The sequence below is a fragment of the Streptomyces sp. NPDC059785 genome, assembly GCF_042732375.1.
Classification (GTDB): domain Bacteria; phylum Actinomycetota; class Actinomycetes; order Streptomycetales; family Streptomycetaceae; genus Streptomyces.
Window position 1 is genome coordinate 1 of record NZ_JBHWHV010000048.1, and the last position, 26,431, is coordinate 26,431.

The 26,431-nt window shown below is 73.2% G+C and carries 22 protein-coding genes and 1 pseudogene; 12 read left to right on the top strand and 11 right to left on the bottom strand.

Features of this window, described 5'->3' with window-relative positions; all coding sequences use genetic code 11:
• Positions 1-114: 114 nt before the first annotated feature.
• Both ACFV6E_RS30295 and ACFV6E_RS30300 read right to left on the bottom strand, forming a co-directional pair.
• Positions 115-873, bottom strand: a pseudogene (locus ACFV6E_RS30295) (SDR family NAD(P)-dependent oxidoreductase); the annotation flags it as partial.
• Positions 874-990: 117 nt separating this feature from the next.
• A complete protein-coding gene (locus ACFV6E_RS30300) occupies positions 991-2,448 on the bottom strand; it encodes a serine hydrolase domain-containing protein (protein WP_385465910.1) in 1,458 nt (485 codons plus the stop codon).
• Between the two features lie 227 nt (positions 2,449-2,675).
• Between ACFV6E_RS30300 and ACFV6E_RS30305 the strand changes: the two genes are divergently transcribed.
• The 4 genes from ACFV6E_RS30305 to ACFV6E_RS30320 all read left to right on the top strand — a co-directional run bounded on the left by ACFV6E_RS30305 (position 2,676) and on the right by ACFV6E_RS30320 (position 8,136).
• Positions 2,676-3,647, top strand: a complete 972-nt coding sequence (locus tag ACFV6E_RS30305) for an LLM class F420-dependent oxidoreductase (protein ID WP_385167992.1) — start codon at positions 2,676-2,678, stop codon at positions 3,645-3,647.
• A 103-nt stretch (positions 3,648-3,750) separates the two neighbouring features.
• Positions 3,751-4,962 carry a 4-hydroxybenzoate 3-monooxygenase gene (locus ACFV6E_RS30310; RefSeq protein WP_385167994.1) on the top strand — a complete coding sequence of 404 codons (1,212 nt, stop codon included), beginning with the start codon at positions 3,751-3,753 and terminating at the stop codon, positions 4,960-4,962.
• Positions 4,963-5,107: 145 nt separating this feature from the next.
• On the top strand, positions 5,108-6,355 hold the full coding sequence (locus ACFV6E_RS30315) for an amidohydrolase (RefSeq protein WP_385167996.1): 1,248 nt from the start codon (positions 5,108-5,110) through the stop codon (positions 6,353-6,355).
• Between the two features lie 146 nt (positions 6,356-6,501).
• Positions 6,502-8,136, top strand: a complete 1,635-nt coding sequence (locus ACFV6E_RS30320; RefSeq protein ID WP_385465913.1) for a serine/threonine-protein kinase — start codon at positions 6,502-6,504, stop codon at positions 8,134-8,136.
• Here ACFV6E_RS30320 and tgmB read toward each other — a convergent pair.
• The 5 genes from tgmB to ACFV6E_RS30345 form a co-directional block, all read right to left on the bottom strand.
• Complete coding sequence (tgmB, locus tag ACFV6E_RS30325) at positions 8,103-9,065, bottom strand: ATP-grasp ribosomal peptide maturase (protein WP_385167999.1); 963 nt, start codon at positions 9,063-9,065, stop codon at positions 8,103-8,105. The two genes, ACFV6E_RS30320 and tgmB, sit on opposite strands and share 34 nt — an antisense overlap.
• A gap of 15 nt (positions 9,066-9,080) precedes the next feature.
• Positions 9,081-9,272: a putative ATP-grasp-modified RiPP gene (tgmA, locus tag ACFV6E_RS30330; protein WP_385168001.1), complete on the bottom strand. Its 192-nt coding sequence runs from the start codon at positions 9,270-9,272 to the stop codon at positions 9,081-9,083.
• 665 nt (positions 9,273-9,937) lie between these two features.
• Entirely contained in the window at positions 9,938-10,921 is a 984-nt protein-coding gene (locus tag ACFV6E_RS30335) for an aldo/keto reductase (RefSeq protein ID WP_385168003.1), read from the bottom strand.
• A 35-nt stretch (positions 10,922-10,956) separates the two neighbouring features.
• Positions 10,957-11,790 carry a DUF1206 domain-containing protein gene (locus tag ACFV6E_RS30340; protein ID WP_385465916.1) on the bottom strand — a complete coding sequence of 278 codons (834 nt, stop codon included), beginning with the start codon at positions 11,788-11,790 and terminating at the stop codon, positions 10,957-10,959.
• Positions 11,791-11,806: 16 nt separating this feature from the next.
• The gene (locus tag ACFV6E_RS30345) at positions 11,807-12,205 is read right to left on the bottom strand and encodes a hypothetical protein (RefSeq protein ID WP_385168007.1); all 399 of its coding nucleotides are present in this window, start codon (positions 12,203-12,205) and stop codon (positions 11,807-11,809) included.
• A gap of 166 nt (positions 12,206-12,371) precedes the next feature.
• Between ACFV6E_RS30345 and ACFV6E_RS30350 the strand changes: the two genes are divergently transcribed.
• From ACFV6E_RS30350 to ACFV6E_RS30370, 5 genes are all read left to right on the top strand, one after another.
• Complete coding sequence (locus ACFV6E_RS30350; protein WP_385168009.1) at positions 12,372-13,295, top strand: MurR/RpiR family transcriptional regulator; 924 nt, start codon at positions 12,372-12,374, stop codon at positions 13,293-13,295.
• Between the two features lie 125 nt (positions 13,296-13,420).
• Positions 13,421-13,801 carry a hypothetical protein gene (locus ACFV6E_RS30355; protein ID WP_385466002.1) on the top strand — a complete coding sequence of 127 codons (381 nt, stop codon included), beginning with the start codon at positions 13,421-13,423 and terminating at the stop codon, positions 13,799-13,801.
• Positions 13,802-13,877: 76 nt separating this feature from the next.
• On the top strand, positions 13,878-14,522 hold the full coding sequence (locus ACFV6E_RS30360) for an antibiotic biosynthesis monooxygenase (protein ID WP_385465919.1): 645 nt from the start codon (positions 13,878-13,880) through the stop codon (positions 14,520-14,522).
• Positions 14,523-14,537: 15 nt separating this feature from the next.
• Positions 14,538-14,843, top strand: a complete 306-nt coding sequence (locus ACFV6E_RS30365) for a YkvA family protein (protein ID WP_385168012.1) — start codon at positions 14,538-14,540, stop codon at positions 14,841-14,843.
• Positions 14,844-14,923: 80 nt separating this feature from the next.
• The gene (locus ACFV6E_RS30370) at positions 14,924-16,615 is read left to right on the top strand and encodes a CAP domain-containing protein (RefSeq protein ID WP_385465922.1); all 1,692 of its coding nucleotides are present in this window, start codon (positions 14,924-14,926) and stop codon (positions 16,613-16,615) included.
• Positions 16,616-16,630: 15 nt separating this feature from the next.
• Here ACFV6E_RS30370 and ACFV6E_RS30375 read toward each other — a convergent pair whose 3' ends face one another.
• The 3 genes from ACFV6E_RS30375 to ACFV6E_RS30385 are packed head-to-tail and all read right to left on the bottom strand — an operon-like array spanning position 16,631 to position 20,286.
• On the bottom strand, positions 16,631-17,149 hold the full coding sequence (locus tag ACFV6E_RS30375; RefSeq protein WP_385168015.1) for an adenylate kinase: 519 nt from the start codon (positions 17,147-17,149) through the stop codon (positions 16,631-16,633).
• 24 nt (positions 17,150-17,173) lie between these two features.
• Positions 17,174-19,540 carry a glycoside hydrolase family 65 protein gene (locus ACFV6E_RS30380; RefSeq protein WP_385465925.1) on the bottom strand — a complete coding sequence of 789 codons (2,367 nt, stop codon included), beginning with the start codon at positions 19,538-19,540 and terminating at the stop codon, positions 17,174-17,176.
• Positions 19,537-20,286, bottom strand: a complete 750-nt coding sequence (locus ACFV6E_RS30385) for a beta-phosphoglucomutase family hydrolase (RefSeq protein ID WP_385168018.1) — start codon at positions 20,284-20,286, stop codon at positions 19,537-19,539. The genes ACFV6E_RS30380 and ACFV6E_RS30385 overlap by 4 nt, the downstream gene beginning before the upstream one ends.
• Before the next feature lie 137 nt (positions 20,287-20,423).
• On the opposite strand from ACFV6E_RS30385, the gene ACFV6E_RS30390 reads away from it, so the two are divergent.
• On the top strand, positions 20,424-21,104 hold the full coding sequence (locus ACFV6E_RS30390; protein WP_385465928.1) for a nucleoside/nucleotide kinase family protein: 681 nt from the start codon (positions 20,424-20,426) through the stop codon (positions 21,102-21,104).
• An 89-nt stretch (positions 21,105-21,193) separates the two neighbouring features.
• On the opposite strand, the gene ACFV6E_RS30395 is transcribed toward ACFV6E_RS30390, so the two are convergent.
• Entirely contained in the window at positions 21,194-22,162 is a 969-nt protein-coding gene (locus tag ACFV6E_RS30395; protein ID WP_385465931.1) for an aldo/keto reductase, read from the bottom strand.
• A gap of 266 nt (positions 22,163-22,428) precedes the next feature.
• Between ACFV6E_RS30395 and ACFV6E_RS30400 the strand changes: the two genes are divergently transcribed.
• Together ACFV6E_RS30400 and ACFV6E_RS30405 are read left to right on the top strand one after the other, a co-directional pair.
• On the top strand, positions 22,429-24,975 hold the full coding sequence (locus ACFV6E_RS30400) for a beta-L-arabinofuranosidase domain-containing protein (protein ID WP_385465934.1): 2,547 nt from the start codon (positions 22,429-22,431) through the stop codon (positions 24,973-24,975).
• Positions 24,976-25,021: 46 nt separating this feature from the next.
• A complete protein-coding gene (locus ACFV6E_RS30405; RefSeq protein WP_385465937.1) occupies positions 25,022-26,428 on the top strand; it encodes a glycoside hydrolase family 43 protein in 1,407 nt (468 codons plus the stop codon).
• Positions 26,429-26,431 lie beyond the last annotated feature (3 nt).

Here is a 26,431-nt window from a genome sequence, read left to right on the forward strand (position 1 = left end):
GAACAACCAGTACACCGCCAGCAACATCCAGGTCCTCGAAGGCCTGGATGCGGTGCGCAAGCGCCCTGGCATGTACATCGGCTCGACCGGTGAGCGCGGTCTGCACCACATGGTGCGGACCGCGCCCCCGGTCGTCGCCGACGCCTGGTCCGAGCTGAGGTAGACGACGAGGTTGGCGATCTCCTCGGGCTCGATCAGCCGCTGGAGCAGCGACTGCGGCCGGTGCTCGCGCATGAAGACGCGCTGCGCCTCGTCCCAGGGCAGCTCGCGGTCGACCAGCTCGTAGACGAAGTCCTCCACGCCGCCCGTGTGCGTGGGGCCCGCGATGACGGAGTTGACCGTGACGCCCGTGCCCGCGGCCTCCTTGGCGAAGCCGCGGCCCACCGCGAGCAGCGCCGTCTTGGAGACGCCGTAATGGATCATCTCGGCCGGGATCACCACCGCGGAGTCGCTCGCGATGTACTGGATCCGGCCCCAGCCGCGCTCCTTCATGCCCGGCAGGTAGGCGCGGGTCAGGCGCACCGCAGCGAGGACGTTCACCTCGAAGTAGCGGCGCCATTCGTCGTCGGTGATCTCCAGCGCCGGTTGGGCGCCGAAGATGCCCAGGTTGTTGACGAGAATGTCCACGTCGGGCAGGGCCGCGACGGCCTGCTCGGTGCCCTCCTCGGTGGCGAGGTCGGCGACCACCGGGACGAATTGCGCCCGCGGGTCGTCCACGGCGAGGTGGGCGACCGCCTCCTCCACCCGGGACCGGCTGCGGCCGTTGACGCCGACGCGGGCGCCGGCGCGGGCCAGGCCCAGCGCGATCGCCGCCCCGATCCCTTGTGTCGAACCGGTGACGAGCGCGGTCCGTCCTTCGAGGTTCAGCTCCATCAGCACACTCCACTGCCGTGACGGCGGGTCCGGGTCACTTCGCGTCACCCCTTTTCGATCATCGGCGACTACCCGGCCGCCGGCCCGCCATACCTGCCGCCGTCACACGGACCGCCGTCACACGGACGAGGGCACCCGGCCGGGGAACGGCGCATACAGGGAGCCGAGCGTGCTGCCGCGCAGGGGTGTGGTGTGCCAGCGCGCCGTGAACGTACCGGCGGCGAGCGAGCAGGTCACGGAGAGCCGGTGCGGTGTCTCCAGGAAGACGATGTCGGCGCGCAGGGTGCCGGCGTCGGTCCAGCCCGCGGTCACGGCCATCGGGACGGTGCCCTCGGCGGTGGTCCAGCCGGACGGGCCGAACGGCAGGTCGAAACGCGTGTCCTTCTCGTGCAGCGTCAGCGTCCAGCCCTCCGCGCCGGCCGCGAGCCCCACCTCCGCGAGCCGCCGCGGCGCGTCCGGGCCGGGGTCCGCCGCCGGGGTGAAGCGGGCGCCCCGCCACGCGGCGGCGTCCGCGGGCGGCCCGGCCGGCGCCGTCAGCGGCGGCAGCGCCAGCTCCGCCAGCCGCCGCCGCAGGCCGTCGTCGCCCTCGCCGCCGAGCGGCGCGGCGGTGAACGCGGGGAGCAGATGGCGCCAGACCAGGTTCAGCAGTTCCTGCGACTGTCCGGTGGCGGACGTGAGGGCGATCACCGCGTCCTGCTCCGGCAGGACAAGACAGAGCTGGCCGTAGGCGCCGTCGCCGCGATAGCCGTGCCGGGACATCCAGAACTGGAAGCCGTAACCGCGCCGCGCGTCGGGTCCCCAGGCCGCCACCGGACCGTCCGACGTGGCGATGTGGGGGCGGGTGGCCTCGGCGACCCACTCGGACGACAGCAGTTGCCGCCCCTCCCACACCCCCTTCCGCAGATACAGCTGTCCCAGCCGGGCCACCGCGTCCGTGGTGGCGTGCAGACCGCTGAAGCCGAGGTCGCTGCCGCGCGGGTGCTGGTGCCAGGCGACCTCGCCGATGCCGAGCGGGTCGAACAGCCGCGGGCGCAGATAGTCGGTCAGGGCCTGCCCGCTGCGGCGCTGGACGATCGCGGCGAGCGAGTAGGTGGCGGGCTGGTTGTAGGCGAAGACGGTGCCCGGGTCGCGGTCCGGCGGGATCAGCAGGAAGCCGCGCACGGGCCGCTCGCGGTCGTTGCGGATCGCCGTGTCGAAGGTCTCCGCGAGATGTCCGCTGGCCATGGCCGCGACGTGCCGCACGAGCATCGCCCGGCTGCGCGGGTCGACGATGTCGTCGGCGAACTCGGGGAAATACGACAGGACGGGCGCGTCGAGGTCCAGCAGCCCTTCCGCGACGGCGAATCCGGCGGCCGTGGAGGTGAAGGACTTGCTCAGTGAGTAGAGCAGGTGCGCGCGCCCCTCCGTGTACGGCGCCCACCAGCCGGAGGCGACGAGCCGGCCGTGCCGCAGGATCATGAGGCTGTGCGGCTCGATGTCCGGGGCGGCCTCGACCGCGTCGAGGAACGCGTGGACGCCCGAGGCGTCCACGCCCTGCGCGGCGGGTGTGCTGACGGGCAACGGGCGGGCACTCATGGGGCGGCCTCCGGGGCGGCTCGGGAGCGGGACCGGCGGGCCGGCGACTCGACCGCGGCACCGGTCTCACGTGCATGCGCCATCTTTCCCTCTCCGCGTTCCCCGTGTCACGGCCGCCCGCCGAGCAGCCGTGCGGGGAGCCCTCCGGCCCGGCACGGCCGGTCGGAGGGGACCGTACGGGCGATCACCACGGTTTCCGGAAGATCGGATCGGGGACCCGTGTCCGTATGGTGCAAATCGGATACACGATGATGACGGAGCAGGCCGGTCCGCGTGACCTGGTCGACCATGTGGTGCGGGCGGAGCAGACCGGCTTCGACTTCTCGGTGATGTCGGACCACTACTTCCCCTGGCTCCAGTCGCAGGGCCATTCGCCGTACGCGTGGAGTGTGCTGGGCGCCGCCGCGCACGCCACCTCGCGGATCCCGCTGATGACGTACGTCACCTGCCCGACCTTCCGCTACCACCCGGCCGTGGTGGCGCAGAAGGCGGCGACGGTGCAGCTGCTCTCGGAGGGCCGGTTCCGGCTGGGGCTCGGCGCCGGTGAGAACCTCAACGAGCATGTGGTGGGCGGCGGTTGGCCGACGGCGGACGTCCGGCACGAGATGCTGGAGGAGGCCGTCGACATCATCCGGGGCCTGTTCGGGGGCGGCCACGTCAATCACCGCGGGACGCACTTCGACGTGGAGTCGGCCAAGCTGTGGGACCTCCCCGACCAGCCGCCGCCCATCGGCATCGCGGTCTCCGGCGAACAGTCCTGCTCGCTGGCGGGCCGGCTCGCCGACCTCGTCATCGCCACCGAACCCAAGCCGGAGCTGCTGGAGTCCTTCGACCGGCACGGCGGTCAGGGCAAGCCGCGCGTCGGCCAGCTGCCCGTCTGCTACGACACGGACCGCGAGGCCGCCGTCCGCCGCGCGCACGACCAGTTCCGCTGGTTCGGCAACGGCTGGAAGGTCAACTCCGAGCTGCCGCACCCGAACTCCTTCGCCGGTGCCACCCAGTTCGTCAGGCCCGAGGACGTCGCGGAGGCGATCCCCTGCGGCGACGACCCGGACGCCTTCGTCGAGGCCGTACGGCCGTACGCGGAGGCCGGGTTCACCGAGGTCGCCCTGGTGCAGATCGGCGGCGACGCCCAGTACCCGTTCCTCGACTGGTCCGAGAAGACCCTGCTGCCCGCCCTGCGCAAGGCTTTCGCCTGAACCCCCGGGGACCGGCGGCGCCCGGCGTCCGGACCTGCACGGCCGCTTGGATCAACTCGGCCCGGAAGGTGGCCACTTGAGCGGTCACGGACATAATGGTGCGGTGACCGCCACCCCCGCACCCAGCCCCGCCGAGCGTGTGCCCGTGGTCGTCGTCGGCGCGGGACCGGCGGGCCTCACCCTCGCCAACGTGCTGCGCTCGGCCGCCGTCGACTGCGTGGTCCTGGAGACCGAGAGCCGTACGTTCATCGAGCGGCGGCCGCGCGCGGGCTTCCTCGAGGAGTGGGCGGTGCGCGCGCTGCACGGGCGCGGGCTCGCCGACCGGCTGGTGGCGCGGGCCGAGGCGCACCACGAGTGCGAGTTCCGGTTCGCCGGCGAGCGGCATCGGTTCGAGTACGCCGCGCTCACCGGGGACCGGCACTTCGTCTACCCGCAGCCGCTGCTGGTCACGGACCTCGTACGGGAGTACGCGGACGTCAAGCGCGGCGACGTCCGCTTCGGCGTGCGCGACGTGACCCTGCACGGCGTCGACGGCGCGGAGCCCGCGGTGTCGTACACGGATCCGGACACCGGGCAGCGGCGGCGGATCGCGTGCGACCTCGTCGCGGGCTGCGACGGGGCTCGCGGGGTCACCCGCGACTACCTGCCTGCCGGGCACGCGCCCGTCGCCCGGTTCGACTACGGCGTCGGCTGGCTGGCGCTGCTCGCCGAGGCGCCGCCGTCCTCGGACTGCGTGGTGTTCGGCATACACGCCCGCGGCTTCGCCGCCCACATGGCGCGCAGCCCGCAGGTCACCCGGTACTACCTGCAATGCCCGCGCGGCGACGACCCGGAGAACTGGCCGCACGAACGCGTCTGGAGCGAGCTGCGCGCCCGGCTGGCCGTCACCGGGGCCCCGCCGCTCACCGAGGGCCCGCTGATCGAGAAGCGGGTGCTCGACATGCACAACTACGTCGTCGAGCCGATGTCGTACGGGCGGCTGTACCTGGCGGGCGACTCGGCGCACCTGGTGGCGCCGATCGCCGCCAAGGGCATGAACCTGGCGCTGCACGACGCCCTGCTGCTGGCCGACGCGATCGTCGCCGAGCGGCACAAGGGCGACGAGAGCGGGCTGCGCGGCTACTCGGCGGCCTGTCTGCGCCGGGTGTGGGAGTACCAGGAGTTCTCCCAGTGGTTCGGCGAGATGCTGCACGGGCCCTCGTCCGGCGACCCGTTCCGCGCGGGCGCGGCGACGGCCCGGCTGCGCCGGCTCCTCGGCTCCCCCGGCGCGGGCGCCGCCTTCGCCGAGTCGTACATAGGGGCGCTGCCCGAGTAGGTCCCGAGCGCTCCGCCGGGCCACCGGGCCGCGCACGCGAACCCGGCTTTCCTCGCGATCAGTGGTAGATCATGAAGGAACGCAGCGAGACGGACCATTCGTCCGGGCAGGTCCCGGGCCCGAGTGCGAAGGCGGAGAACACACCATGGCGGCAGCCGACACCGCGACGGACCTGGCGTCCGTCTACCGCGACCTCCACGCCCACCCCGAACTCGGCTTCCAGGAGACCCGCACGGCCGGGATCGTCGCCGACCGGCTCCGCGCGCTGGGGTACGAGACCACCACCGGGGTCGGGCGGACCGGAGTCGTGGGCGTGCTGCGCAACGGCGACGGGCCCACCGTCCTGCTGCGCGCCGACATGGACGCCCTGCCCGTACGGGAGCGGACCGGCCTGCCCTACGCGAGCACCGCCACCGGCACCGACCGGGACGGCTCGGAGGTCCCCCTGATGCACGCCTGCGGCCACGACGTGCACGTCACCTGCCTGCTGGGCGCCGCCGCCGCACTGGCGGCGGACCGGTCCGGCTGGCGGGGCACCCTGCTGCTGGTCTTCCAGCCCGCCGAGGAGAACGGCAACGGCGCCGCTGCCATGGTCGACGACGGCCTGTACGACCGGTTCGACCGTCCCGCCGTCGTCCTCGGCCAGCACGTCTCCCCGCTGCCCGCCGGATTCCTCGGGCTGCGCCGGGGCCCCGCCTTCGCCGCCTCCGACTCGCTGACCGTCGTACTGCACGGCCGCGGCGGACACGGCTCGCGGCCGGAGGCGACCGTCGATCCGGTCCTCATGGCGGCGGCCACCGTCATGCGGCTCCAGGGCATCGTCTCCCGCGAGGTGGCCGGCCACGCGACGGCCGTCGTGACGGTCGGCGCCCTGCACGCGGGCACCCGCGGGAACATCATCCCGGACCGGGCCGAACTCCGGCTCAGCGTCCGCACCTTCGACCCGGCCGTACGCGACGGCGTGCTGGCCGCCGTCGCCCGCGTGGTCCGGGCGGAGGCCGCGGCCTCGGGCGCGCCGTGCGACCCCGAGATCACCGTCACCGAGTCCTTCCCCGCCGTGGTCAACGACCCCGGGGCCGCCTCCCGGGTCGAGCGGGCCCTCGCCGACGCGCTCGGCCCCGGGCTCGTCGTCGACCCGGGCCCCGTCACCGGCAGCGAGGACGTCGGCGTCCTCGCCACCGCCGCGGACTGCCCCTGCGTCTACTGGCTCCTCGGCGGCGCCGACCCCCAGACGTTCGCCGGCGCCGGGGACCACGACGCGCTGGCGCGGGTCGCCCGCGGGCTGCCGTCCAACCACTCCCCGCACTTCGCCCCCGTCATCGAGCCCACCCTCACCACCGGCGTCGGCGCCCTCGTCGCCGCGGCCCGCGCCTGGCTGACCGCGCCCTCCTGACCGGCCCGGCGCGAGCGCCCCGCCCGGCGCGGGCGGCACCGGAGAAAAACCGCGGCGCAATTCGCGTAGACGTTGAACATCTGTCGTCACGCTCGCCGTATATGCGGGGGACCGCGAGTCACCGGTGCGCAGCAGCGAGGGATGAGATGGCCGAAGGGCAACGCGCCACAGCCGAAGGGCAGCACGCCGCACAGGTGTTGGTCGCCGGGCGGTACTGGCCGCAGCGGGTGGTGCACCGGGAGGAGGGCCGGGCCTGCTGGCTCGGCCAGGACGTGCCGTACCAGCGGCCGGTCTCGCTGGTCGAGTCGCGGGCGGCGACGGTGCGCGCCCCGGGCGAGAGTCCGCGCCGGGCCGCGGGGCGGATCATGCGCCGCTCCGAGGCGATGGGCCGGCTCTGCCCCGGACGGGTCACCACGGTCGTCGACGTCGTCGAGGACGACGGGGCGCTGTGGACGGTGCTGGAGCGGATCGAGGGCGCTCCGCTGAGCGATCTGCTGCGGCTCGGCCCGGTCGACCCGGTGCGGGCGGCGCGGATCGGGCTCGGCCTGCTCGACGTGCTCGCGGCCGCCCACCGCGAGGGGATCACCCATGGCGACCTCAGCCCCGGCCAGGTGTTCCTGCGCCCGGACGGCGAGGTGGTGGTGGCCGGCTTCGGGCTGCGCGCCACCGGTTCGTCCCCGCGCGCGACAGCCCCCTCGTACGCCTCGCCGGAGCAGGCCCGCGGGGAGGCCGCCGGTCCCGAGACCGATCTGTGGGCGCTCGGCGCGATCCTCTACACGATGGTCGAGGGCCGGCCGCCGGTCGAGGACTGGGGGACGGTCCCGGAGACCCTGCGCGCGGTCGGTCGGTCGCCCGTCCCGGCCCCGGCGAACGCAGGACCGCTCGGCCCGGCCGTACAGGGCCTGTTGCGCCGCGACCCGCGGGAGCGGCTGACCGAGCCGGTGGTACGGGCGGCCCTCGGCCGCATCCTGCGCGAGGACCCGGCGGGGGCGAGGCACGCGGCGCCGCTGCGCGACGCGTACGCCGCGGCCCGGCGCAGGGGCCGGGTGTGGGGCAGACGGACGGTGGGCCGACCCGCGCTGCTCGGGACGGCGCTCGCCGTGGTCGGGGCGTCGCTCGCCGTGCTCGCACTGACCACCCCGGACTCGGACGACGGCGCCTCCGCCTCGGCCCCGGTGCCGCTCAGGCCGTCCCGCGGACCGGCCGCGTCCGCGTCCCTGTCCGCCACCCCCTCGCCCGCGCCCTCCCGCTCGCCCTCGCCCTCCGCGTCCTCGCCCGCCCCCTCCGCGTCGTCCTCCGGTGGCCAGGGGCTGCCGTCCGGGTTCCATGTCTACGCGGCGCTCGAGGGCTTCTCGGTCGCGCTGCCCGACGGGTGGGGGCCGGTCGAGCGCGACGGGTCCCCCGACGTCTCCTACCGCGTCACCTTCGGCGCCTCCGGCGACCCGCGCAGGCTGGCCATCACCTACAGCGAGCGGCTGGGGCCCGACCCCGTACAGGTCTGGCAGGAGCTGGAGCCGTCACTGCGCCGGGCGTCGGACCGTTACGAGCGGGTGGGCGAGATCCGCTCCGTCGCCTACCGCGGTCTCCCGGCGGCCGACATGGAGTGGCTGGCCACCGGGCCCGGCGGGGTCCGCGATCAGACCCTCGGGCGCGGTTTCCTCGTCGGCCCCGGGCGGGGGTTCTCCTTCCGCTGGACCACCCCCGCCGACGAGTGGGACGACGCCCGCAACCGGCGCGCCCTGGACGTCTACCTGCGCTCGTTCGAGGCGGGCACCGGATGACCGGGCCCGCGGTGGGCGAGCCAGAGCGCCACCGCCTCGGCGATGGGCTGGCCCGTCTCCAGTTCGACGAAGCCGAACTGCCCGCCCTGGTTGCACTCCAGGAACCACCACAGGCCGTCGTCGTCCTCGGCGAAGTCGAAGGCGGCGTAGGCCAGTTGGGTGAAGGACATGTACTGCTGGACCGACCCGGCGATGCGGTCGGGGGCCCGGACCGCCTCCCAGTGGTGGCCCGTCTCGCCGTACCGTCCGTCGATCTGGCCCGGTGCGGCGGTCTTGCGCGCGGCGAACAGCCGGGAGCCGACGCAGGTGAGCCGGATGTCGGCGCGCTTGGGGATGTACCGCTGGAGCAGTGCGGGTCCCGCGGCGACGCCGCCGAAGTCGGTGCCGGGGCCGATCAGCGTGGTCGGCAGGGCCACCGCGGGCTCGCCGGGCGGTGGCCCCGACGCCGACTTGACCACCACCTGCCGGTGCTCCTGGACGAACTGCTCCGCCACCCGCGGAGCGGTCGTGACGACGGTCGGCGGCACGGCGAAGCCGCTGAGGTGGGCGACCCTGAGCTGCCACGGCTTGTGGCGGGCCTGCTCGGCGCTGCCGGGATGGTTCATCCACCGGGTGGCGGCGGAGTAGAGCATTCCGAAGAGCGCCTGGCGGGTCTCCGCGGTCAGCCACGGCGACGGCTGTGCCGCGTGGGCCGCGGGCACGCCCGGCCGCCGCACCCAGACGGAGCGCAGCCCGGCCATGCTCAGCACGTGACCGTTGACGGACAGATGGCCGTCGAAGTCACCGTGGGCGTAGTCGGCCGAGAGCACCGCTTTGCCGGGGATGTCCGCGGGGTCCAGGCGCACCACGGGAACGCCGCGCGAGTTCAGTTCCGCCACCACCATGTCGGCGGTGACGTCCTGCTCGGCGGTGAGGACGAGAACCGTCATCGTGCGTACGGTCCGTCAGTCGTCGAAGTGGGTCGCGGAACCGGCTGTGGACGTCGTGGTCCCCGCGGCGAGCAGCAGGGCACGGTCGCTCACGGCCGGCCGGCCGTCCGGCAGCACATTGAGCTGCAAGGCGGCATCGAAGTGATACGGAGGCAACGCGGCCGTTTGCCCCGTGGTCAAGGCGTAGTCGAGCGTGAATGGTCGCACGAGGAACCTCCCGTGGGTCTGACAATGCCCTTACGCACACCGGTACGTGTGGCCCTTGTAAGCAATTCATTACTTTCTGACACATCAGAGTGAAGGCCATCACAGCAAGTCCCCCGAAAACGGCCGCTGCAACGCCCTTCGTGTCAAGAACGCAGTTGATATGGAGGAAGGTTCCCTTCCGGAGTAACGAGTCCATGAAAACGACATGAGTGTTTTCACAGAGCCGGATGTTGCGCAGTCAACGCGCGTGTGCACCGGGTCCGTTGGCAGGGCGACGCATCCGGATGATGAAGGCGCGATGAACGGTGCGCCGCACGGCTCCCCCTCCAACAGAGAGAAGGGGGCGCGGAGTTACGCATTGCAGAGATCGGAATGACACACAGTCAGGGAAGAAGTCACGGAAAGCGGAGAGCGGCGTTACGCAACGCCAGGATTGCCGTTACGCAGAGCCGAGACCGGAGTTACGCAGCGCCATAACCGGGATGACGGAGAGCCAAGAGCGGTCGCCGCATTGTCATCGAAGCGCGGACCGCAGATCCGGAATACAGAAGTGCCCCGCAGTGTCCACTCCTTTTCCTCAGGCCGGGGATTGCTCCACCGGCCGGGCGGAAATTGTCGTGAGCGGACGACTGCGGGGCGTCGCGGGCGGACCGGGCCCGGCGGGACTACCAGCGGGTCTCGACCTGTTCCTTGATCCTGCGGTCGTAGAGGTCCTGGATCGCGTCCAGGGTCTGCCGGGACAGGTCGGGCAGCGTCGCGGCCGCCGCGTTGGCGCGGGCCTGCTCCGGCGAGCGGGCGCCCGGGATCACCGTGGTGACGCCCGGCTGCTGGACGATCCAGCGCAAAGCCAGTTGGGCGGGGGTGAAGCCCTCGGGGGCGAGTGCGGAGAACTCGGCCGCCGCCTCGACGCCGGTGGCGAAGTCGACGCCGGAGAAGGTCTCCCCCTGGTCGAACGCCTCGCCGTGCCGGTTGAACGTCCGGTGGTCGTTCTCGCCGAAGACCGTGTCCTTGGTGTACTTGCCCGACAGCAGCCCCGAGGCGAGCGGTACGCGCGCGATGACGCCGACCCCGGCCTCGGCCGCCGCCGGCAGGACCTCGCGCAGCGGCTTCATGCGGAAGGGGTTGAGGATGATCTGGACGCTGGCCACGTTCGGCCGGGCGATCGCCGTCAGCGCCTCGTCGCAGGTCTCGACGCTCACGCCGTAGGCGGCGACGCGCTCCTCCTCGACCAGGGTGTCCAGGGCGTCGTAGACCTCGCCGGAGGAGTACACCGGGGTCGGCGGGCAGTGGAGCTGCACCAGGTCGATCCGGTCCACGCCCAGGTTGCGGCGGGAACGGTCGTTCCAGGCGCGGAAGTTGTCCAGGACGTAGTTCTCCGGGAGCTGGTCGGCCCGGCGGCCCATCTTGGTCGCGACCGTCACGTCCAGATCGGGCCTGCCGCGCAGGAAGGTGGCGATGGTCTGCTCGCTGCGGCCGTCGCCGTACACGTCGGCCGTGTCGAAGAACGTCACCCCCGACTCGGCCGCCGCCTCCAGTACGGCCAGCGCGTCCCGTTCCCCGACGTCGCCCCAGTCCGCACCCAACTGCCAGGTGCCGAGCCCGACGACCGACGCCCGCTGCCCTGACCTGCCGAATTCACGCTCGTTCATGGCGTCAGTCTGACATCCTCGCGGACCGCCCCCGGTCACACCCTGCGCCAGCGCGCCATCGCGAAGGAGAACAGCCCGAACAACACCAGGCCCGCCGCGATCAGCACCAGCAGCCAGGGCCCCGCCGGGGTCTCGGAGAACGACCGCAGGGTGTCGTCCATGCCCTTGGCCTTGCCGGGCTCGTAATCCACGGCCGCCTGTACCGCGAAGGCCCCGGCCACCGCGAACAGCACCCCGCGGGCCACGCCGCCGCCCACGCCCGTGACGTCGACCGCGCGCCGCACCGGCCGGGACATCTCGCCCGTCTTCATCTTGTCGCGGTACTTGCGCAGCGCGGCCCGTCCTGCGATCCACACGCCGCCGAGCACGATGCCCGCTCCGGCCGCGCCCACGAGCCACTGCCCCGCGGGGGCCTGGAGCGCCTTCGCGGTGATGTCGCGGGACTGGCTGTCGCTGGACTCGCCGCCGCCCGCGCCCGCCGCGAAGGACAGCACGGAGTAGGCCGTGAACGCGTAGAAGACGCAGCGGGCCGCCGCCGTCAGCCGCTTGCGCCAGGAGCGGCCGTTCTTACCGGCCGCGCCGAAGACAGCTTCGGACAGCCGCCACAGCGCCATGCCCACCAGGCCCAGGCCCAGCGCCCACAGCACGACCGCGCCGAAGGGCTTGTCCGATATCTCCTGGAGGGCGCCACTGCGGTCGGCCTCCCGGCGGCTCTCGCCGAAGGCGATCTGCAACGCCAGGACACCGACCAGCAGGTAGATCACGCCCCGCGCGGTCAGTCCGGCCCTCGCGGCGGCCTCGACCGCCGATCCCCTCGCCGCACGACGGGCCCTGAGCCGGCCCCCGCGCATCGCCACCCCCGTGTTCATACGGCCACCCCCAGGTTCACGCGGACTGTGTCTGGTGAACCGGCTTCCCCTCCAGACGCAGTTGAAGCTCGACTTCCTGGTCGCCCGCGTCCTCGCCCAGCTCGTGCACCGTGAACGCCCGCGTCAGGATCTCCCGGACATGGTGCACGGCCAGCGGCGAGCCCTGGAGGTCGGCCGTCACCGCCCGCGAGAGCCCGGCGGACGGGACCGGATCGCTCTTCTGCTCACCGGCCGTGTCGAAGGTCCCGGTCCACACCGTGGGCCGGTCCTCCTTGGCCTCGTGGGGTTCGTCCTCGGCGCACCGGTCCGAGGAGAAGCGGCTGCACAGCACGGCGAACAGGCTCCCGGCGTCGGCCGCGGAGCAGTCGCTGAGCACCACCTGGACCTGCGACGCGGACAGCGGAGACGTAGTCATGGACACTCCTCACTCTCACCTGCGCACAGGCGAGCCGTTGGTTGCCTGCCGGGTACCCCGCGACCGGTGGTGAAACGGCCGCCCGTGGCCACCGCCCGCGATACGCCCCTGGTCAGCACGGCCGTGGGCTATGTTGAGCCCTGTGGGACGTGAAGGAGGCGCCTCGGTGCCATCGCCGCAGCAGGCCCGTGCGCAGGCATCTGCGATCACCTCGGGAAAGACGGCCCCGGAGGCGGGCGCGGCCCCGCCCTCCCAGCTCCGGGAGCTCTTCGACGGCCCCCGGCTCTCACCCGGTCAGCGGCGCATCGCCCAGTACCTGATCGAGAACATCACCGAGGCCGCGTTCCTGTCCATCACCGACCTCGCCGAGCGGGTGGGCGTCAGCCAGCCGTCGGTGACCCGCTTCGCGGCGGCGGTCGGCTTCAGCGGCTACCCGGCGCTGCGCGAGAGACTCCAGGCCATCGCGCTCGCCACGCTCGGCAGCACCCCCGGCACCGCCGCGCAACTGCGCAGCAACGAGCTCCAGGCCGCCGTCGACGCCGAGATCGACAACCTGGAGAACCTGCGGCGGGACTTCGCCGACCCCGACCGGATCATCGCCGTCGGACGCGCGCTGTCCGCGTCGGCGCCGCTGACGGTGCTGGGCCTGCGGATCTCCGCCTCGCTCGCCGAGTACTTCGCCTACGCCGCGCGGCGTATCCACCCCGACGTGCGGCTGGTCACCCGGGGCGGCAGCGTGGCCTCCGACGCGCTGCTCCAGTCGCGGGCGGCGGGCGGGGACTGGGTGCTGGCCTTCGACATGCCCCGGCACGCGCAGGAGACGCTGGCCGCGGTGCGGGTGGCGCGCGGCGCCGGGCTGCGGGTGGCGCTGGTGACCGACCTGGCGCTCGGCCCGCTCGCCGACGAGGCCGATGTCGTCTTCGCCACCGGGACCGGCTCCCGGCTGGTCTTCGACTCCTACGCCGCGCCCGTGCTGATGTCCGCCGCGCTGCTCCAGGCGATGACGGACGCCGACCCCGAGCGCACCCAGGCCCGCCTCGAGGAGTACGAGCAGGTCGCGGAGGAGCAGCAGTTCTTCCTCAGGGACTGAGGGTGAAAGTTTTCATGTTCTTGATTATTCAGCGGCATATATAAATACTCGTTGCGGATCGTGACCGCGACTTCACCGCCGGGGTCATGACGGTGAACCGAGAGACACACCCGGAAGCGATGGACATGGCCCTGACTTACTCGCCCATCAGCTCTGACTGGCCGTGCCAGGTCAAGAACCCGGGCAGCTACGACTGGGAGAGGTCGGCGGCCAAGTGGCTGCGCGAACTGGTGCCGGCCCGCTACGCCAGCTACCCCGCGCTGATCCGCCACCCCGTGCTGCTCGCCCGGCACGCGCAGATACAGGTCGAGCACGAGGTACGGGTGGCGCGGACGGCGCTCAGGACCGCCCGGGCGGAGCTGCCCGCCCTCGGCCTGTCCGAGTCCGTCATCGAGCACACCATCAAGATGTACGCCGCCGAGGTCGCGCAGCTCCAGTACATCGCCCGCAGCATCAGGGCGGTGAGCCAGGCCCTCGCCGACGGGGCCGCCGCCCGCTCCCACTGACCGGGCCGCCCCGGCGTACGGGCGGCGGGCGCGCGTCGGAGCATGAAGTGTGCCGGGTGTGGCACACGATGTGGTCATGAGCACCACGGACGAGCAGCGGGGCGAGCCCATCACGACCGTCCTCACCTGGCAGGTGCGCCCGGGCCACGAGGGCGAGTTCGAGGAGTGGACGCACGGGATCACCCGCTGCGCGCGGCAGTTCACCGGGAACGAGGGCGTCTCGTGGCTGCGGCCCGAGGACAGCCACCGCTTCCACGTGGTACTGCGCTTCGCCGACCCGGGGCGGCTCACCGAGTGGCTCCGCTCCCCCGAGCGCGCCGAGTGGCACGCGAAGATCGAGGGCATCGCCAGGGAGGTCAGCAGCGAACGCCAGTCGACCACGGGCATGGAGACCTGGTTCAGCCTGCCGGGCACCTCGGTACGGGCGCCCGCCCGCTGGAAGATGGTCCTCACCACGTTCCTCGGCGCCTTCCCGTGCGTGCTGCTGATCCAGTGGCTGGTGACCCCGCGCACGGCCGCGTGGCCGCTGCCGCTGCGCTCCCTCGTCTTCCCGGTGCTCCTGCTGCCGCTGCTGACGTACGTGATCATGCCGTCGCTCAGCCGTCTGCTCCGGCTCTGGCTCTACCCGCCGCCGGACGGCCTGATCGGCTCCGGCGCGGGTAAGCGAGCGACCGGGACCCGGCACGGACAGGACGACCACGAGCACGGTCACGACGACTAGGACTAGGACACCGACATGGACTCCACGGCATGGACGCTGGTCGTGATCGCCGCGATCCTCGCGGTGGCCGTACTCGCGGGGGCGCTCGCCGTACTGGTCCGGCTCGTGCGCACCCGGCGCGACCTGCGCCGGGCCGGACTCCCGGCCGGGTCCCGCTGGGTCTTCTGGGGCGCCATCGCCTATCTGGTGCTGCCGGCCGATCTGCTGCCCGACCCCGTCTACCTGGACGACATCGGGGTCCTGCTGCTCGCCCTCAGGTCGCTGCGCACCGGCGTGCCGTCCGGGGAACCCCGGCACAAGGACCGCGCGTTGTCCGACTGACGGCCCGTGGCGCCGGGGGCCGGTCCGCCGGCCACCGCGGTCCGGGGCGGCAAGGACCCTGTACGGCGACGGGCGGCGCGATGAACGAGCTGGTTCCCGGGGGCAACACGCCCCTTCCGTCCGGCACCCTGACCTTCCGGGTGCCGGGCCCCTTCGACGTCTCCGCGCTCGTCACCGACGACGGCGGGAAGGTGCGCGGCGACGGCGACTTCGTCTTCTACAACCAGCCCGCCGCGCCCGGTGTCCGGCTGCGCGGCGACGGGCTGAGCGTCGATCCGTCCGCGCTGCGGCCGGGCGCCGGCCGGGTCACCCTGGTCGTCAGCCCGGCCGACCCCGGCACCCCGCTCGGCCGGCTGCCCGCGCCCGTCCTGACCGTGACGGGTCCCGGCGGACGGGCCCTCGCCCGGTTCGCCCCGCCCCGCCCGCAGCGCGAGACCGTACTGCTGCTCGCCGAGGTCTACCGGCGCGGCACGGGCTGGAAACTGCGCGCCCTGGGCCAGGGCTACGCGGACGGACTCGCGGGCGTGGCCCGCGACTTCGGCATCGAGGTGACGGAGGAGCCGACGTCGGGAGGCGGGGCGTCGGGGCGGACGGGGGGAGGTGCGGCCGCTGGGCCGATGGCGGGGGGTGTGACATCCGGGCTCTACGGGGGCGGTGCGGCCTCCGGACCGACAGCGGGCGGTGCGGCCTCCGGACCGACAGCGGGCGGTGCGGCCTCCGGACGTCACGCGGGCGGTGCGGCCTCCGGGCCGTCCGCGGGAGGCCCGGCCTCCGGGCGCTACGCGGGCGGTGCGGCCTCCGGACCGACAGCAGGTGGCCCGGCCTCCGGGCGCTACGCGGGCGGTGCGGCCTCCGGACCGACAGCGGGTGGTGCGGCCTCCGGACGTCACGCGGGCGGTGCGGCCTCCGGGCCGTTCGGGGGCGGGCCGGTATCCGTGCCGTCCGCGGGTGCGCCGCCGTCACCGGGCTCCGCCCGTGCGGCGTCCGGGGGCGGTGATCCCGACGGCTTCGCCGCCGAGGTGAACTCCGCGCGGGCGGCGGCCGGGGCGCCGCCGGTTCTCCTGGACGCCCGGCTGACGGCGGCGGCCGGGGCGCACGCCGCCGCGATGGCCGCCGCCGGGCGGCTGGCCGCGGAGGGGCCCGACGGTGTCTCCGTCCACCAGCGGGTCACCGCGAGCGGATACGCGTATCTGACGGTGGGCGAGCACCTGGTGTCGGGGCCGCGCACCCCCGCCGAGTTCGTGCGGTACTGCCTGACCGAGGAGCGGCCCCGGCGCACGCTGTGCGATCCGGTGTTCCGCCACGCCGGTCTGGGGCACGCCCCCGACCCGCGCTCGGGCGATGTCTTCTGGACGGCGCTGTGGGCCGCGCCCCTCACCGCCGAGGGACTGGCGCGGACGGCCGCGGACGTCGTCGCGCTCACCAACGCGGAGCGGGCGGCGGCGGGCCTGCCCCCGCTGACCGCCGACGCCCGGCTCACCACGGCGGCGCAGGCGCACAGCGCCGACATGATCGCCCGCGCCTTCTACTCGCACACCTCGCCCGACGGCCGCGAGCCCTGGCACCGGGCGGCCGCGGCCGGGTCCACGCACCGTTCGGTCGGGGAGAACATCGCGTGCGGCCAGCGCTCCCCCGCCGAGGTCGTCCGCGGCTGGATGGACAGCCCAGGGCACCGGGCCAACATCCTGAAGCCCGCGTTCACGCACATAGGCGTCGGCTTCGCGGGCGGCGGCCCGGCGGGCACGTACTGGACCCAGCTCTTCGGCGGCTGACGTCCGCGCCGGGGTCTACCGCCGGCGCAGCCACGCCTCGGTCTCGGCCGGTGTGCGAAAGCGCAGGACCGTCAGCGGGGCGAAGCGCGGGTCGTGGGCGCGCCGGTGGATCTCGGCGCGCCGGGCCGCGTGCTGGGACCAGGCCCACCGGGCGGGATGGTGCGGGCGGAACCAGTCGGCCAGGGTCTCCCGGTTACCGCCGAAGACCCGCTCGCGCAGCAGGGTCCGGCGCAGCGACCGGCGCAGGATCCGGGGCATGACGACGCGTCGCGGGTAGTCCAGCCAGAGCACGGTGTCGGCGCGCTCCCACAGCAGGTCCCGCACCTCGGGGTAGCCGAGCGAGTCGATGATCCAGCCCGGCGCGCCGGTGAGGCGCCCGACCTCCGCTGCGAAGTCCTCGTTCACGGCCCAGCCGGGGCCGGTGAAGTACAGCGCGTCCATCTCGTGGTGCGGCAGCCCGAGCCGCCGCGCGAGGGCACCGGCCAGGGTCGACTTCCCCGCTCCGCTGATACCGACGACGAGGACGCTGCGCATCCGGGAAGCATAGGCACGGGCCCGTCACCTCCGGTCGGCGGGGCCCGGGACCCGGGCGTTGGGGCGGCGGTGCGGCGGCTGGTCGGGGGCCGTGCGCTGCCGGGCCCGCGGGATGTCGCGCAGGTGCGGTTTGTCGGCGTCCACCGTGAGCGGTTCGCCGTAGTGGTGGACGGTCAGCGGGTCGCCGCTGAGCAGGGTGTAGCCGGCGGTGGCCGGTTTGATCTCCACGCGCAGGCAGCGGCCGAGCACCTGGAGGCTGAAGGCGAGCCGGCTGAACCGCTCCGGCAGCCGGGGGGCGAACTCGATGCTCTCCCCGTGGTGACGCAGCCCGCCGAACCCGGCGACCAGTGCCGTCCAGGTACCGGCGAGCGAGGCGATGTGCAGTCCGTCGCGGGTGTTGTGCTCCAGGTCCTCCAGGTCCATCAGCGCCGCCTCGAGGAGGTAGTCGTAGGCGAGGTGCGGATGGCCGGTCTCGGCGGCGACGACCGCCTGGACGCAGGCGGACAGCGAGGAGTCGCGGACGGTGAGCGGTTCGTAGTACGCGAAGTTGCGGGCCTTGGTCTCCTCGTCGAACCAGTGGCCGCACTTGTACATGGCCAGGACCAGGTCCGCCTGTTTGACGACCTGCTTGCGGTAGAGGTCGAAGTAGGGGAAGTGCAGCATCAGCGGGTACTGGTCCGGGCCGGTGCGGGCGAAGTCCCAGGGCTGGTAGCGGGTGAACCCGGCGTGCTGTTCGTGGACGCCCAGTTCGTCGTTGTAGGGGACGTGCATGGCCTCGGCGGCGTCGCGCCAGGCCGCGCTCTCCTCGTCGTCCACGCCGAGCGCGGCGGCCTGCCGGGGGTGCCGCTCGACCGCGTCGGCGGCGGCCAGCAGGTTCGTCCGGGCCATCAGGTTGGTGTACGTGTTGTCGTCGGCTATGGCGCTGTACTCGTCGGGCCCGGTCACCCCGTCGATGTGGAAGCCGCCCCGGTGGTCGTGGTGGCCGAGGGACCGCCACAGCCGGGCGGTCTCCACCAGGAGCTCCACACCGGTGTCGCGTTCGAAGCGCCAGTCGCCGGTGGCGGCGGTGTAGCGGACCACGGCGTCGGCGATGTCGGCGTTGACGTGGAACGCGGCGGTGCCGGCCGGCCAGTACGCCGAGCCCTCCGAGCCGGTGATGGTCCGCCAGGGGAACGCGGCGCCGCGCAGGCCGAGCTGGACGGCGCGCTCCCGGGCGGCGGGCAGGGTCTTCTGCCGCCAGCGCAGCGCCTCGGCCACCGCCTTGGGTGAGGTGTACATGAGCAGCGGCAGGACGAAGGTCTCGGTGTCCCAGAACGCGTGTCCGTCGTAGCCGGAGCCGGTGAGTCCCTTGGCCGGTATGGCGCGCTGCTCGGCGCGGGCGCCGGCCTGGAGCACGTGGAAGAGGGCGAAGCGGACCGCCTGCTGTATCTCCTCGTCGCCGTCCACCTCGACGTCGGCGCGGGCCCAGAAGTCGTCCAGGTAGGCGCGCTGTTCGTCGGCGAGGCCCTGCCAGCCCACCCGGACGGCGGCCGCGAGGGCCGCGTCGACCTGGTCGCTGACGGCGGGCAGCGACCGCACGCCCGACCAGCCGTAGGAGACGAACTTCTCCACGCGCAGCGTCTGTCCGGGCGCGAGCACGGAGGCGACGGTGAGCCGGGCGAGGTCGTCGTTGCTCTCGCTGTCCAGGGTGGTCCCGTCGGGTCCGGTGACGGTGTGGTCGGCGGCGGCGCCGACCCGCTGGCCGCTGCGCCGGGTGCGGTGCACCAGACGCAGCCTGCTGCCGGAGGCGAAGTGCTCCTCCGGTGCCAGCGGTGACTTCAGGGCCGTCGCCGCCCGCGGGTCGCCCTCGTGCTCCGGGAGCTGTTCGTTGGCGACCAGCTCCGACTGGACGACGATCCGGGTCTCGCGGCCCACCGCCTTCACCTCGTAGGCGACGGCGGCGATCGCCCGCTGGGTGAAGGAGACCAGGCGGGTGGAGCGGATCCGGACGGTCGTGCCGGCCGGTGACGTCCACTCGCAGGTCCGGGTGAGCAGCCCGGTCCGCAGGTCGAGCACGCGCTCGTGGGAGCGCAGCGTGCCGTAGCGCAGATCGAACGGCTCGTCGTCCACGAGCAGCCGGATCACCTTGCCGTTGGTGATGTTGATGACGGTCTGTCCGGACTCCGGATAGCCGTAGCCCGCCTCGGCGTAGGGCAGCGGGTGGGTCTCGTGGACGCCGTTGAGATAGGAGCCGGGCAGCCCGTGCGGCTCGCCCTCGTCCAGGTTGCCGCGCCAGCCGACGTGCCCGTTGGACAGCGCGAACACCGACTCGCTCTGCGGCAGTACGCCGAGATGCAGCACGTGCTCGCGCAGCACCCAGGGCTCGACGGCGTACGAGGTGTGGGTGATCACCGGCGCTCCCCCCGCTCCGGCAGTTCGGACAGGTCGCTCACGACGACGTCGGCGCCGTGGGCGCGCAGGGCGTCCGCCTGGCCGACGCGGTCGACCCCGACGACGTACCCGAAGTGTCCTGAGCGGCCCGCGTCCATCCCGGCCAGGGCGTCCTCGAAGACGGCGGCGGCCGGGGCGTCGACGCCGAGGTCACGGGCGGCGGCGAGGAAGGTGTCCGGGCGCGGCTTGCCGGGCAGTCGCCGTTCGGCGGCGACGACGCCGTCGATGCGGACGTCGAAGAGGTCCTCGGCGCCGACCGCCCGCAGGACGTCGCGGCAGTTGGCGCTGGAGGAGACGACGGCGGTGCGCAGGCCGTGCGACCGGACGGCCTCGATGTAGCGCAGCGTGCCGTCGTACGCCTCGACCCCGTCGGTGCGGACGAGTTCCAGCAGCAGGTCGTTCTTGCGGTTGCCGAGGCCGTGCACGGTGTCGCGGTCCGGCGGGTCGTCGGGCTTGCCCTCGGGCAGCTCGATGGAGCGCGAGGCGAGGAAGGAGCGGACGCCGTCCGCGCGGGGGCGTCCGTCGACGTACTCGTCGTAGTCGGCGACCTTGTCGAAGGGGCGGAAGCCCGCGCCGTCACGCCGGCGCAGGAAGGCGTCGAAGGTACGCTTCCACGCGGCCGCGTGGACCACGGCGGTCTTGGTGATGACGCCGTCGAGGTCGAAGAGGCAGGCCTGGATTGCTTTTGGTAGACCGAGCTCTGTCATGGGGGAAATGTTCCCCGCTCACGGCCGGCCATCAAGTGGCGCGCACCACACGGCGGGTCGCCGTGCGGCGACGCCGACCGGGGTGACCGGCGGCAACCGGGCGACGGGCTTCGGCCTGCGTGCGGCATGCTCGGTCCATGACCTTCGACGATCTGCTGAAGCGGGCGGCGGCGCTCGTCCGTCCGGGCCGGCGGGCCCTGCTGGGCATCGCCGGCGGCCCGGGCGCCGGCAAGAGCACGCTCGCCGGGCACCTGGTCCGGGCGCTGAACGGGGACGGCGAGCCCTGGGCGGCGCAGGTGCCCATGGACGGGTTCCATCTCGCGGACGTCGAGCTGGACCGGCTGGGCCGCAGACAGCGCAAGGGCGCGCCCGACACGTTCGACGCGGCGGGGTACGCGGCGCTGCTGCGCCGGCTGCGGGAGGACGAGGACGACGTCGTGTACGCGCCGGGCTTCGAACGGGTCCTGGAGCAGCCGATCGCGGGGGCCGTACCGGTCCCCCGTACCGCCCGGCTGGTGGTCACCGAGGGGAACTACCTGCTGGTGCGGGACGGGGACTGGGCCCGGGTGCGGACGTACCTGGACGAGGTGTGGTTCTGCGAGCTGGACGAGGCGGAGCGCGTCGGGCGGCTCGTCGCCCGCCACGAACGGTTCGGCAAGGACCACGAGACGGCCGTGGCCTGGGCACACGGTACGGACCAGCGCAACGCCGACCTGATCGCCACGACCCGCGATCACGCGGACCTGGTGGTATCGGGTTCACTCGCACCGCACACCGCCGCGGAAGCGCGCACGGAGGGCGGCCCGCGCGTCGGTTGAGCACCGCCCACCGGCAACGGCCCGCAGGCCGGCACGGTCAGCGGCGCCCCGCAGGCCGGTACGGTCAGCGGCGCCGCCGGACCGCGCGATCAGTGCCCGCTGATATCGCGCGACGTGTACGGGCGCTCCAGTTCCGCCGCGTCCTTGTCGGTCAGGTCCACACCGAGGGCGGCGACCGCGTCGGTCAGGTGTCCGGGCTTCGTGGCGCCGATGACGGGGGCGCTGACGCTGTCGCGCCGCAGCAGCCAGGCGAGGGCGACCCGGGCCCGCGGCACCCCGTGCTCGCCGGCGATCCGGGCGACGGCGTCCACGATCGCGCGGCCGCCCTCCTGGTACAGCTTCTTGCCGAACTCGTCGGTCCGGCTGCGCTCCGTGCCGGTGTCCCAGTCCCGGGTCAGCCGGCCCCGGGCCAGCGGGCTCCACGGCAGCACCCCGACGCCGAGGTCCTCGCAGAGCGGCAGCATCTCGCGCTCCTCCTCGCGGTAGAGGAGGTTGTAGTGGTTCTGCATGGAGACGAACCGGGTCCAGCCGTTCAGCCGGGCGGTGTACTGCATCTTGGAGAACTGCCACGCGTACATCGAACTGGCTCCGATGTAGCGGGCCTTGCCCGCCTTGACCACGTCGTGCAGCGCCTCCATCGTCTCCTCGACCGGGGTGTTCGGGTCGAAGCGGTGGATCTGGTAGAGGTCGACGTGGTCGGTGCCGAGGCGGCGCAGGCTGTTGTCGATCTCCGTCATGATCGCCTTGCGGGACAGACCGTGCGCGTTGGGACCCTGCCGCATCGCACCGTTGACCTTGGTGGCGAGGACGACCTCGTCGCGGCGGGCGAAATCGGCCAGCGCCCGGCCGGTGATCTCCTCGCTCGTGCCGTCGGAGTAGACGTTCGCCGTGTCGAAGAAGTTGATCCCGGCCTCCAGGGCCTGCCGGATCAGCGCGCGTGACGCCTCCTCGCCGAGGGTCCACTCGTGGACACCGCGGTCCGGGATGCCGAAACTCATGCATCCCACGCAGATCCGGGACACGTCCAGGCCCGTTGATCCGAGCTTCACGTACTGCATGGTCACTCCTGCCTTTCCGGAGGTCGGGGCGTGCCTCACCCCCGGCCGACGGTACCGGGGAGACATCCGGCCACGGCAGACCTCGCACCGGTGTCCCACCGGCACGGGAAGTGGACTTCCGTCCCTGTGCGCGCTGTTGACATCACCGGCGGGATCCCTAGCGTGGTCTCCCGCACAGCATGTCGCACGACGTCCGGGATATCGAACAGGCTCGGGGCCGGTGGAGGGACGCCACCGGCCCCGGGCCCCGGCATGCGGAGGATTTCGTGAACCCACCCCTCGACAGACGTCTCTTCCTGGCCGCCGCCACCGGCACCGCTGCGGCAGCGGCTGTGACGGGTCCGGCCTCCGCCACGGCCGCGAGCCCGGCCACCGGGACCGCGCACGGCCGTGCGGCCGCCGGGGCCGCGAGCGCCGCGGTGCGGCCCTTCCCGCTGGGCGCCGTCACCCTGCTGGACAGCCCGTTCCGGGCCAACCAGCGGCGCAACACCGCCTACCTCCGCTTCGTCGACCCCGACCGGCTGCTGCACACCTTCCGGCTCAACGTCGGCCTGCCGAGCAGCGCCGAGCCGTGCGGCGGCTGGGAAGGACCCGAGGTCGAACTGCGCGGGCACTCCACCGGCCATCTGCTGTCCGGGCTGGCGCTGACCCACGCGGGCACCGGTGAGCGGGCCCTGCGCGACAAGGGGCGAAGGCTCGTGGCCGCGCTGGCCGAGTGCCAGGCGGCGGCGCCCGCGGCGGGCTTCGGCACGGGCTATCTGTCCGCGTTCCCGGAGAGCTTCTTCGACCGGCTCGAGGCCGGGACCGGCGTCTGGGCGCCGTACTACACGATCCACAAGATCATGGCCGGTCTGGTCGACCAGTACCGGCTGTCGGGCAGCGAGCAGGCCCTTCAGGTCGTGCTCCGCCAGGGCGAGTGGGTGGACCGGCGCACCGCGAAGCTGAGTCACGAGCAGATGCAGCGGGTGCTGGAGACCGAGTTCGGCGGGATGAACGACGTGCTCGCCGATCTGCACGCCGTCACCGGCGACACCCGCTGGCTCGACGTCGCCGAACGCTTCACGCACGAGCGGGTCTTCGATCCGCTGGCCCGTAACGAGGACCGGCTGGCCGGGCTGCACGCCAACACCCAGATCCCCAAGATGGTCGGCGCGCTGCGGCTGTGGGAGGAGGGCCGCGCCGACCGCTACCGCACCGTCGCCGAGAACTTCTGGCGGATCGTCACCGACCACCACACCTATGTCATCGGCGGCAACAGCAACGGCGAGGGCTTCCAGGAACCCGACGTCGTCGCCGGGCAGTTGTCCGAGAGCACCTGCGAGAACTGCAACAGCTACAACATGCTCAAGCTGACCCGGCTGCTGCACTTCCACGCCCCGGACCGCACCGATCTCCTGGACCACTACGAGCGGGCCCTGTTCAACCAGATGCTCGGCGAGCAGGACCCGGACTCCGCGCACGGCTTCAACATCTACTACACGGGTCTCGCGCCCGGCTCCGTCAAGCGCCAGCCCTCGTTCATGGGCTCCGACCCCGACGCCTACTCCACCGACTACGACAACTTCTCCTGCGACCACGGCACCGGCATGGAGACGCACGCGAAGTTCGCCGACACCGTCTTCACGCACGACGACGACCGGCTGCTGGTCAACCTGTTCGTGCCCGCCGAGGTCGGCTGGCGGGAGAAGGGCATCACCTGGCGGCAGACGACGGACTTCCCCGACCGGGCCGCGACCACGCTGACGGTGGCGGCCGGACGGGCCGCGCACACGCTGCTGGTCCGCGTGCCCGCCTGGGCCGAGGGCGTCCGCGCGAAGATCAACGGCCGGGCGCTGCCCGACCGTCCCGCGCCCGGCTCCTGGCTGACCCTGGAGCGCGACTGGCGCGCCGGTGACCGCGTCGAGGTGACCCTGCCCATGCGCACCCGGATCGAGGCCACCCCGGACGACCCCGACGTACAGGCCGTTCTGCACGGTCCGATCGTGCTGGCCGGGGCGTACGGGGACCGGGCGGACGGCTGGCTGCCGCGGCTGGACACCGGCTCGGTACGGCAGGAGGCGGCCCGGCCGCTGCGGTTCGGGGCCCGCGCCGACGACACCGGCGTCACCCTGCTGCCCGTCGCCCGCGTGCACCACCAGCACTACCACGTGTACTGGCTGACCGGTGAAGCGCCGCCCCCGCCACCGGAGTTCGCCGCCTGGCACCGCTTCGACGAGACGTCCGGGACGACGGCCGCCGACGCCACCGGCAACGGCGAGGACGCGAGCCTCGCGGGCGGCGCCACGTGGACGACCGACGGCCGGACCGGCGGCGCGGTGGCGCTCGACGGCGCGAGCGGTCACGTACGCCTCGCCGACGACCTGCTCGCGGGCGCCGCCGCGTACACGGTGGCGGCCTGGGTGCGGCTCGACGGGCAGCCCGGCGCCTGGAGCCGGATCTTCGACGTCGGCACCGGCGTCACCGCCAACATGTTCCTGACCCCGCTCAGCGGCGACGGCACCCTGCGGTACGCGATCACCGCCGCGGGCGCGGGCGCCGAGCAGCGTATCGACACCGATCCGCTGCCCACAGACCGCTGGGTCCACACCGCGGTGACCGGCGGCGACGGCACGGCCGTCCTCTACGTGGACGGGCGGGAGGCGGGCCGCAACACCGCCGTCACCGTGGAACCGCGCCGCTTCGGCAACCACATCCGGGCCGGCTACGTCGGCAGGTCCCAGTACGGCGCCGACCCCTGCCTGAAGGGCGCGGTCGACGACTTCCGCGTGTACGGCAGGGCGCTGAGCGCCGCCGAGATCGCCGCGCTGCTCTGAGCCCACCCCGGCCGACCCGCCCCACCCCCACCGAGGAGAGCCGCCCATGACCCCTCCCCCGCCGAGTACCGGGCAACCGGGCCCCGCCACCCGCCGCACGGTCCTGCGCGCCCTGGCCGCGCTGCCCGCGAGCGCGCTCGCCCTGGGCGCGGCGCCCGGACTGCTCACCACCGCCACCGCGGCGGCACCGGCCCGCGGCTACGCCACCCGGTACACCGTCGTCCCGTTCCTCGACAGCAGCGACGCCGGCGTCAGCGTCTACCAGTCCGACGACGCCACCGACTTCCGGCTGATCAAGGCGGCCGCGTACACGCCGCCCGCGAACCGGGTCCGCGACGCCTCCGTCCTCAAGCACACGGACGGCCGCTACTACCTCACCTACACCACCCACACCTGGCAGGACACCAGCACCACCATCGGCTTCGCCCGCAGCACCGACCTCGTCAACTGGACGTTCCTGTACGACTACACGGTCCCGATCACGAATCTCTCGCGCGCGTGGGCGCCCGAGTGGTTCGTCGACGGCGACGGCAGCGTGAACGTGCTCGTGTCCTGCTCGACCACGGCGGACGAGTGGACGTTCACGCCGTACCGGCTCAAGGCGGCCGACTCGGCGCTGACCTCGTGGTCGGCGCCGGTCGCGCTGAGCGGCATCGGCGCCAACCACATCGACACCTTCGTGGTCCGCGCCGGCTCCACGTACCACGCGTTCACCAAGAACGAGACGACCAAGTACATCGAGTACGCCACCGCCGCCGCGCTCACCGGTCCGTACACCTTCCGCGGGACGGGTGACTGGGCCGGCTGGGGCGGGACCCGGGAGGGCCCGGCGCTGGTGCAGCTCGACAACGGCGCGTGGCGGATCTTCTTCGACGGCTACGGCGACGGGAGTTACTACTACAGCGACAGCTACGACACCTTCGCCACCTGGAGCGCCCCGGCGAAGCTGCCCGCCGTCTCCGGGACCGTCCGGCACTTCACCGTGCTGAAGGAGACGGTCACCGGCGGGCCCACGCTGCCGACCGGTGTCACCCGCTCCTTCCGCTCGGCCAACTACACCACCCGCTACTGGCAGGAACAGTCCGCGCTGGTCAACCTGCCCGTGGTCGGCTCCGCCAGCACCACCGCCGAGAAGCAGGCGGCCACCTTCACGATCGTCGCCGGACTCGCCGACTCCGGCGGCTGCTCCTTCCGGAACGCCGCCGGGAACTACCTGCGGCACTACGACTTCCGGGCGCGCTTCGACGCGCACGACGGGACGTCCACGTTCGCGGCGGACGCCACGTTCGTGCTGCGGGCCGGCGCGTCCAGCGGCTCGGTCCGGCTGGAGTCGTACAACTACCCGGGCCGCTATCTGCGCCACTACGACTACCAGCTGCGCGTGGACGCGGCGGACGGCACCGACCTGTTCCGCCAGGACAGCTCGTTCGCCGCGGTCACCGCCTGGGCCTGACGG

What these genes read in the sequence shown, in the direction of transcription:
- ACFV6E_RS30300 (WP_385465910.1), bottom strand. Translation starts at nt 2,448, where the DNA reads ATGAGTGCCCGCCCGTTGCCCGTCAGCACACCCGCCGCGCAGGGCGTG.
- ACFV6E_RS30305 (WP_385167992.1), top strand. Translation starts at nt 2,676, where the DNA reads ATGGTGCAAATCGGATACACGATGATGACGGAGCAGGCCGGTCCGCGT.
- ACFV6E_RS30315 (WP_385167996.1), top strand. Translation starts at nt 5,108, where the DNA reads ATGGCGGCAGCCGACACCGCGACGGACCTGGCGTCCGTCTACCGCGAC.
- ACFV6E_RS30320 (WP_385465913.1), top strand. Translation starts at nt 6,502, where the DNA reads ATGGCCGAAGGGCAACGCGCCACAGCCGAAGGGCAGCACGCCGCACAG.
- tgmB (WP_385167999.1), bottom strand. Translation starts at nt 9,065, where the DNA reads ATGACGGTTCTCGTCCTCACCGCCGAGCAGGACGTCACCGCCGACATG.
- ACFV6E_RS30335 (WP_385168003.1), bottom strand. Translation starts at nt 10,921, where the DNA reads ATGAACGAGCGTGAATTCGGCAGGTCAGGGCAGCGGGCGTCGGTCGTC.
- ACFV6E_RS30340 (WP_385465916.1), bottom strand. Translation starts at nt 11,790, where the DNA reads ATGAACACGGGGGTGGCGATGCGCGGGGGCCGGCTCAGGGCCCGTCGT.
- ACFV6E_RS30345 (WP_385168007.1), bottom strand. Translation starts at nt 12,205, where the DNA reads ATGACTACGTCTCCGCTGTCCGCGTCGCAGGTCCAGGTGGTGCTCAGC.
- ACFV6E_RS30355 (WP_385466002.1), top strand. Translation starts at nt 13,421, where the DNA reads ATGGCCCTGACTTACTCGCCCATCAGCTCTGACTGGCCGTGCCAGGTC.
- ACFV6E_RS30360 (WP_385465919.1), top strand. Translation starts at nt 13,878, where the DNA reads ATGAGCACCACGGACGAGCAGCGGGGCGAGCCCATCACGACCGTCCTC.
- ACFV6E_RS30365 (WP_385168012.1), top strand. Translation starts at nt 14,538, where the DNA reads ATGGACTCCACGGCATGGACGCTGGTCGTGATCGCCGCGATCCTCGCG.
- ACFV6E_RS30370 (WP_385465922.1), top strand. Translation starts at nt 14,924, where the DNA reads ATGAACGAGCTGGTTCCCGGGGGCAACACGCCCCTTCCGTCCGGCACC.
- ACFV6E_RS30375 (WP_385168015.1), bottom strand. Translation starts at nt 17,149, where the DNA reads ATGCGCAGCGTCCTCGTCGTCGGTATCAGCGGAGCGGGGAAGTCGACC.
- ACFV6E_RS30385 (WP_385168018.1), bottom strand. Translation starts at nt 20,286, where the DNA reads ATGACAGAGCTCGGTCTACCAAAAGCAATCCAGGCCTGCCTCTTCGAC.
- ACFV6E_RS30390 (WP_385465928.1), top strand. Translation starts at nt 20,424, where the DNA reads ATGACCTTCGACGATCTGCTGAAGCGGGCGGCGGCGCTCGTCCGTCCG.
- ACFV6E_RS30395 (WP_385465931.1), bottom strand. Translation starts at nt 22,162, where the DNA reads ATGCAGTACGTGAAGCTCGGATCAACGGGCCTGGACGTGTCCCGGATC.
- ACFV6E_RS30405 (WP_385465937.1), top strand. Translation starts at nt 25,022, where the DNA reads ATGACCCCTCCCCCGCCGAGTACCGGGCAACCGGGCCCCGCCACCCGC.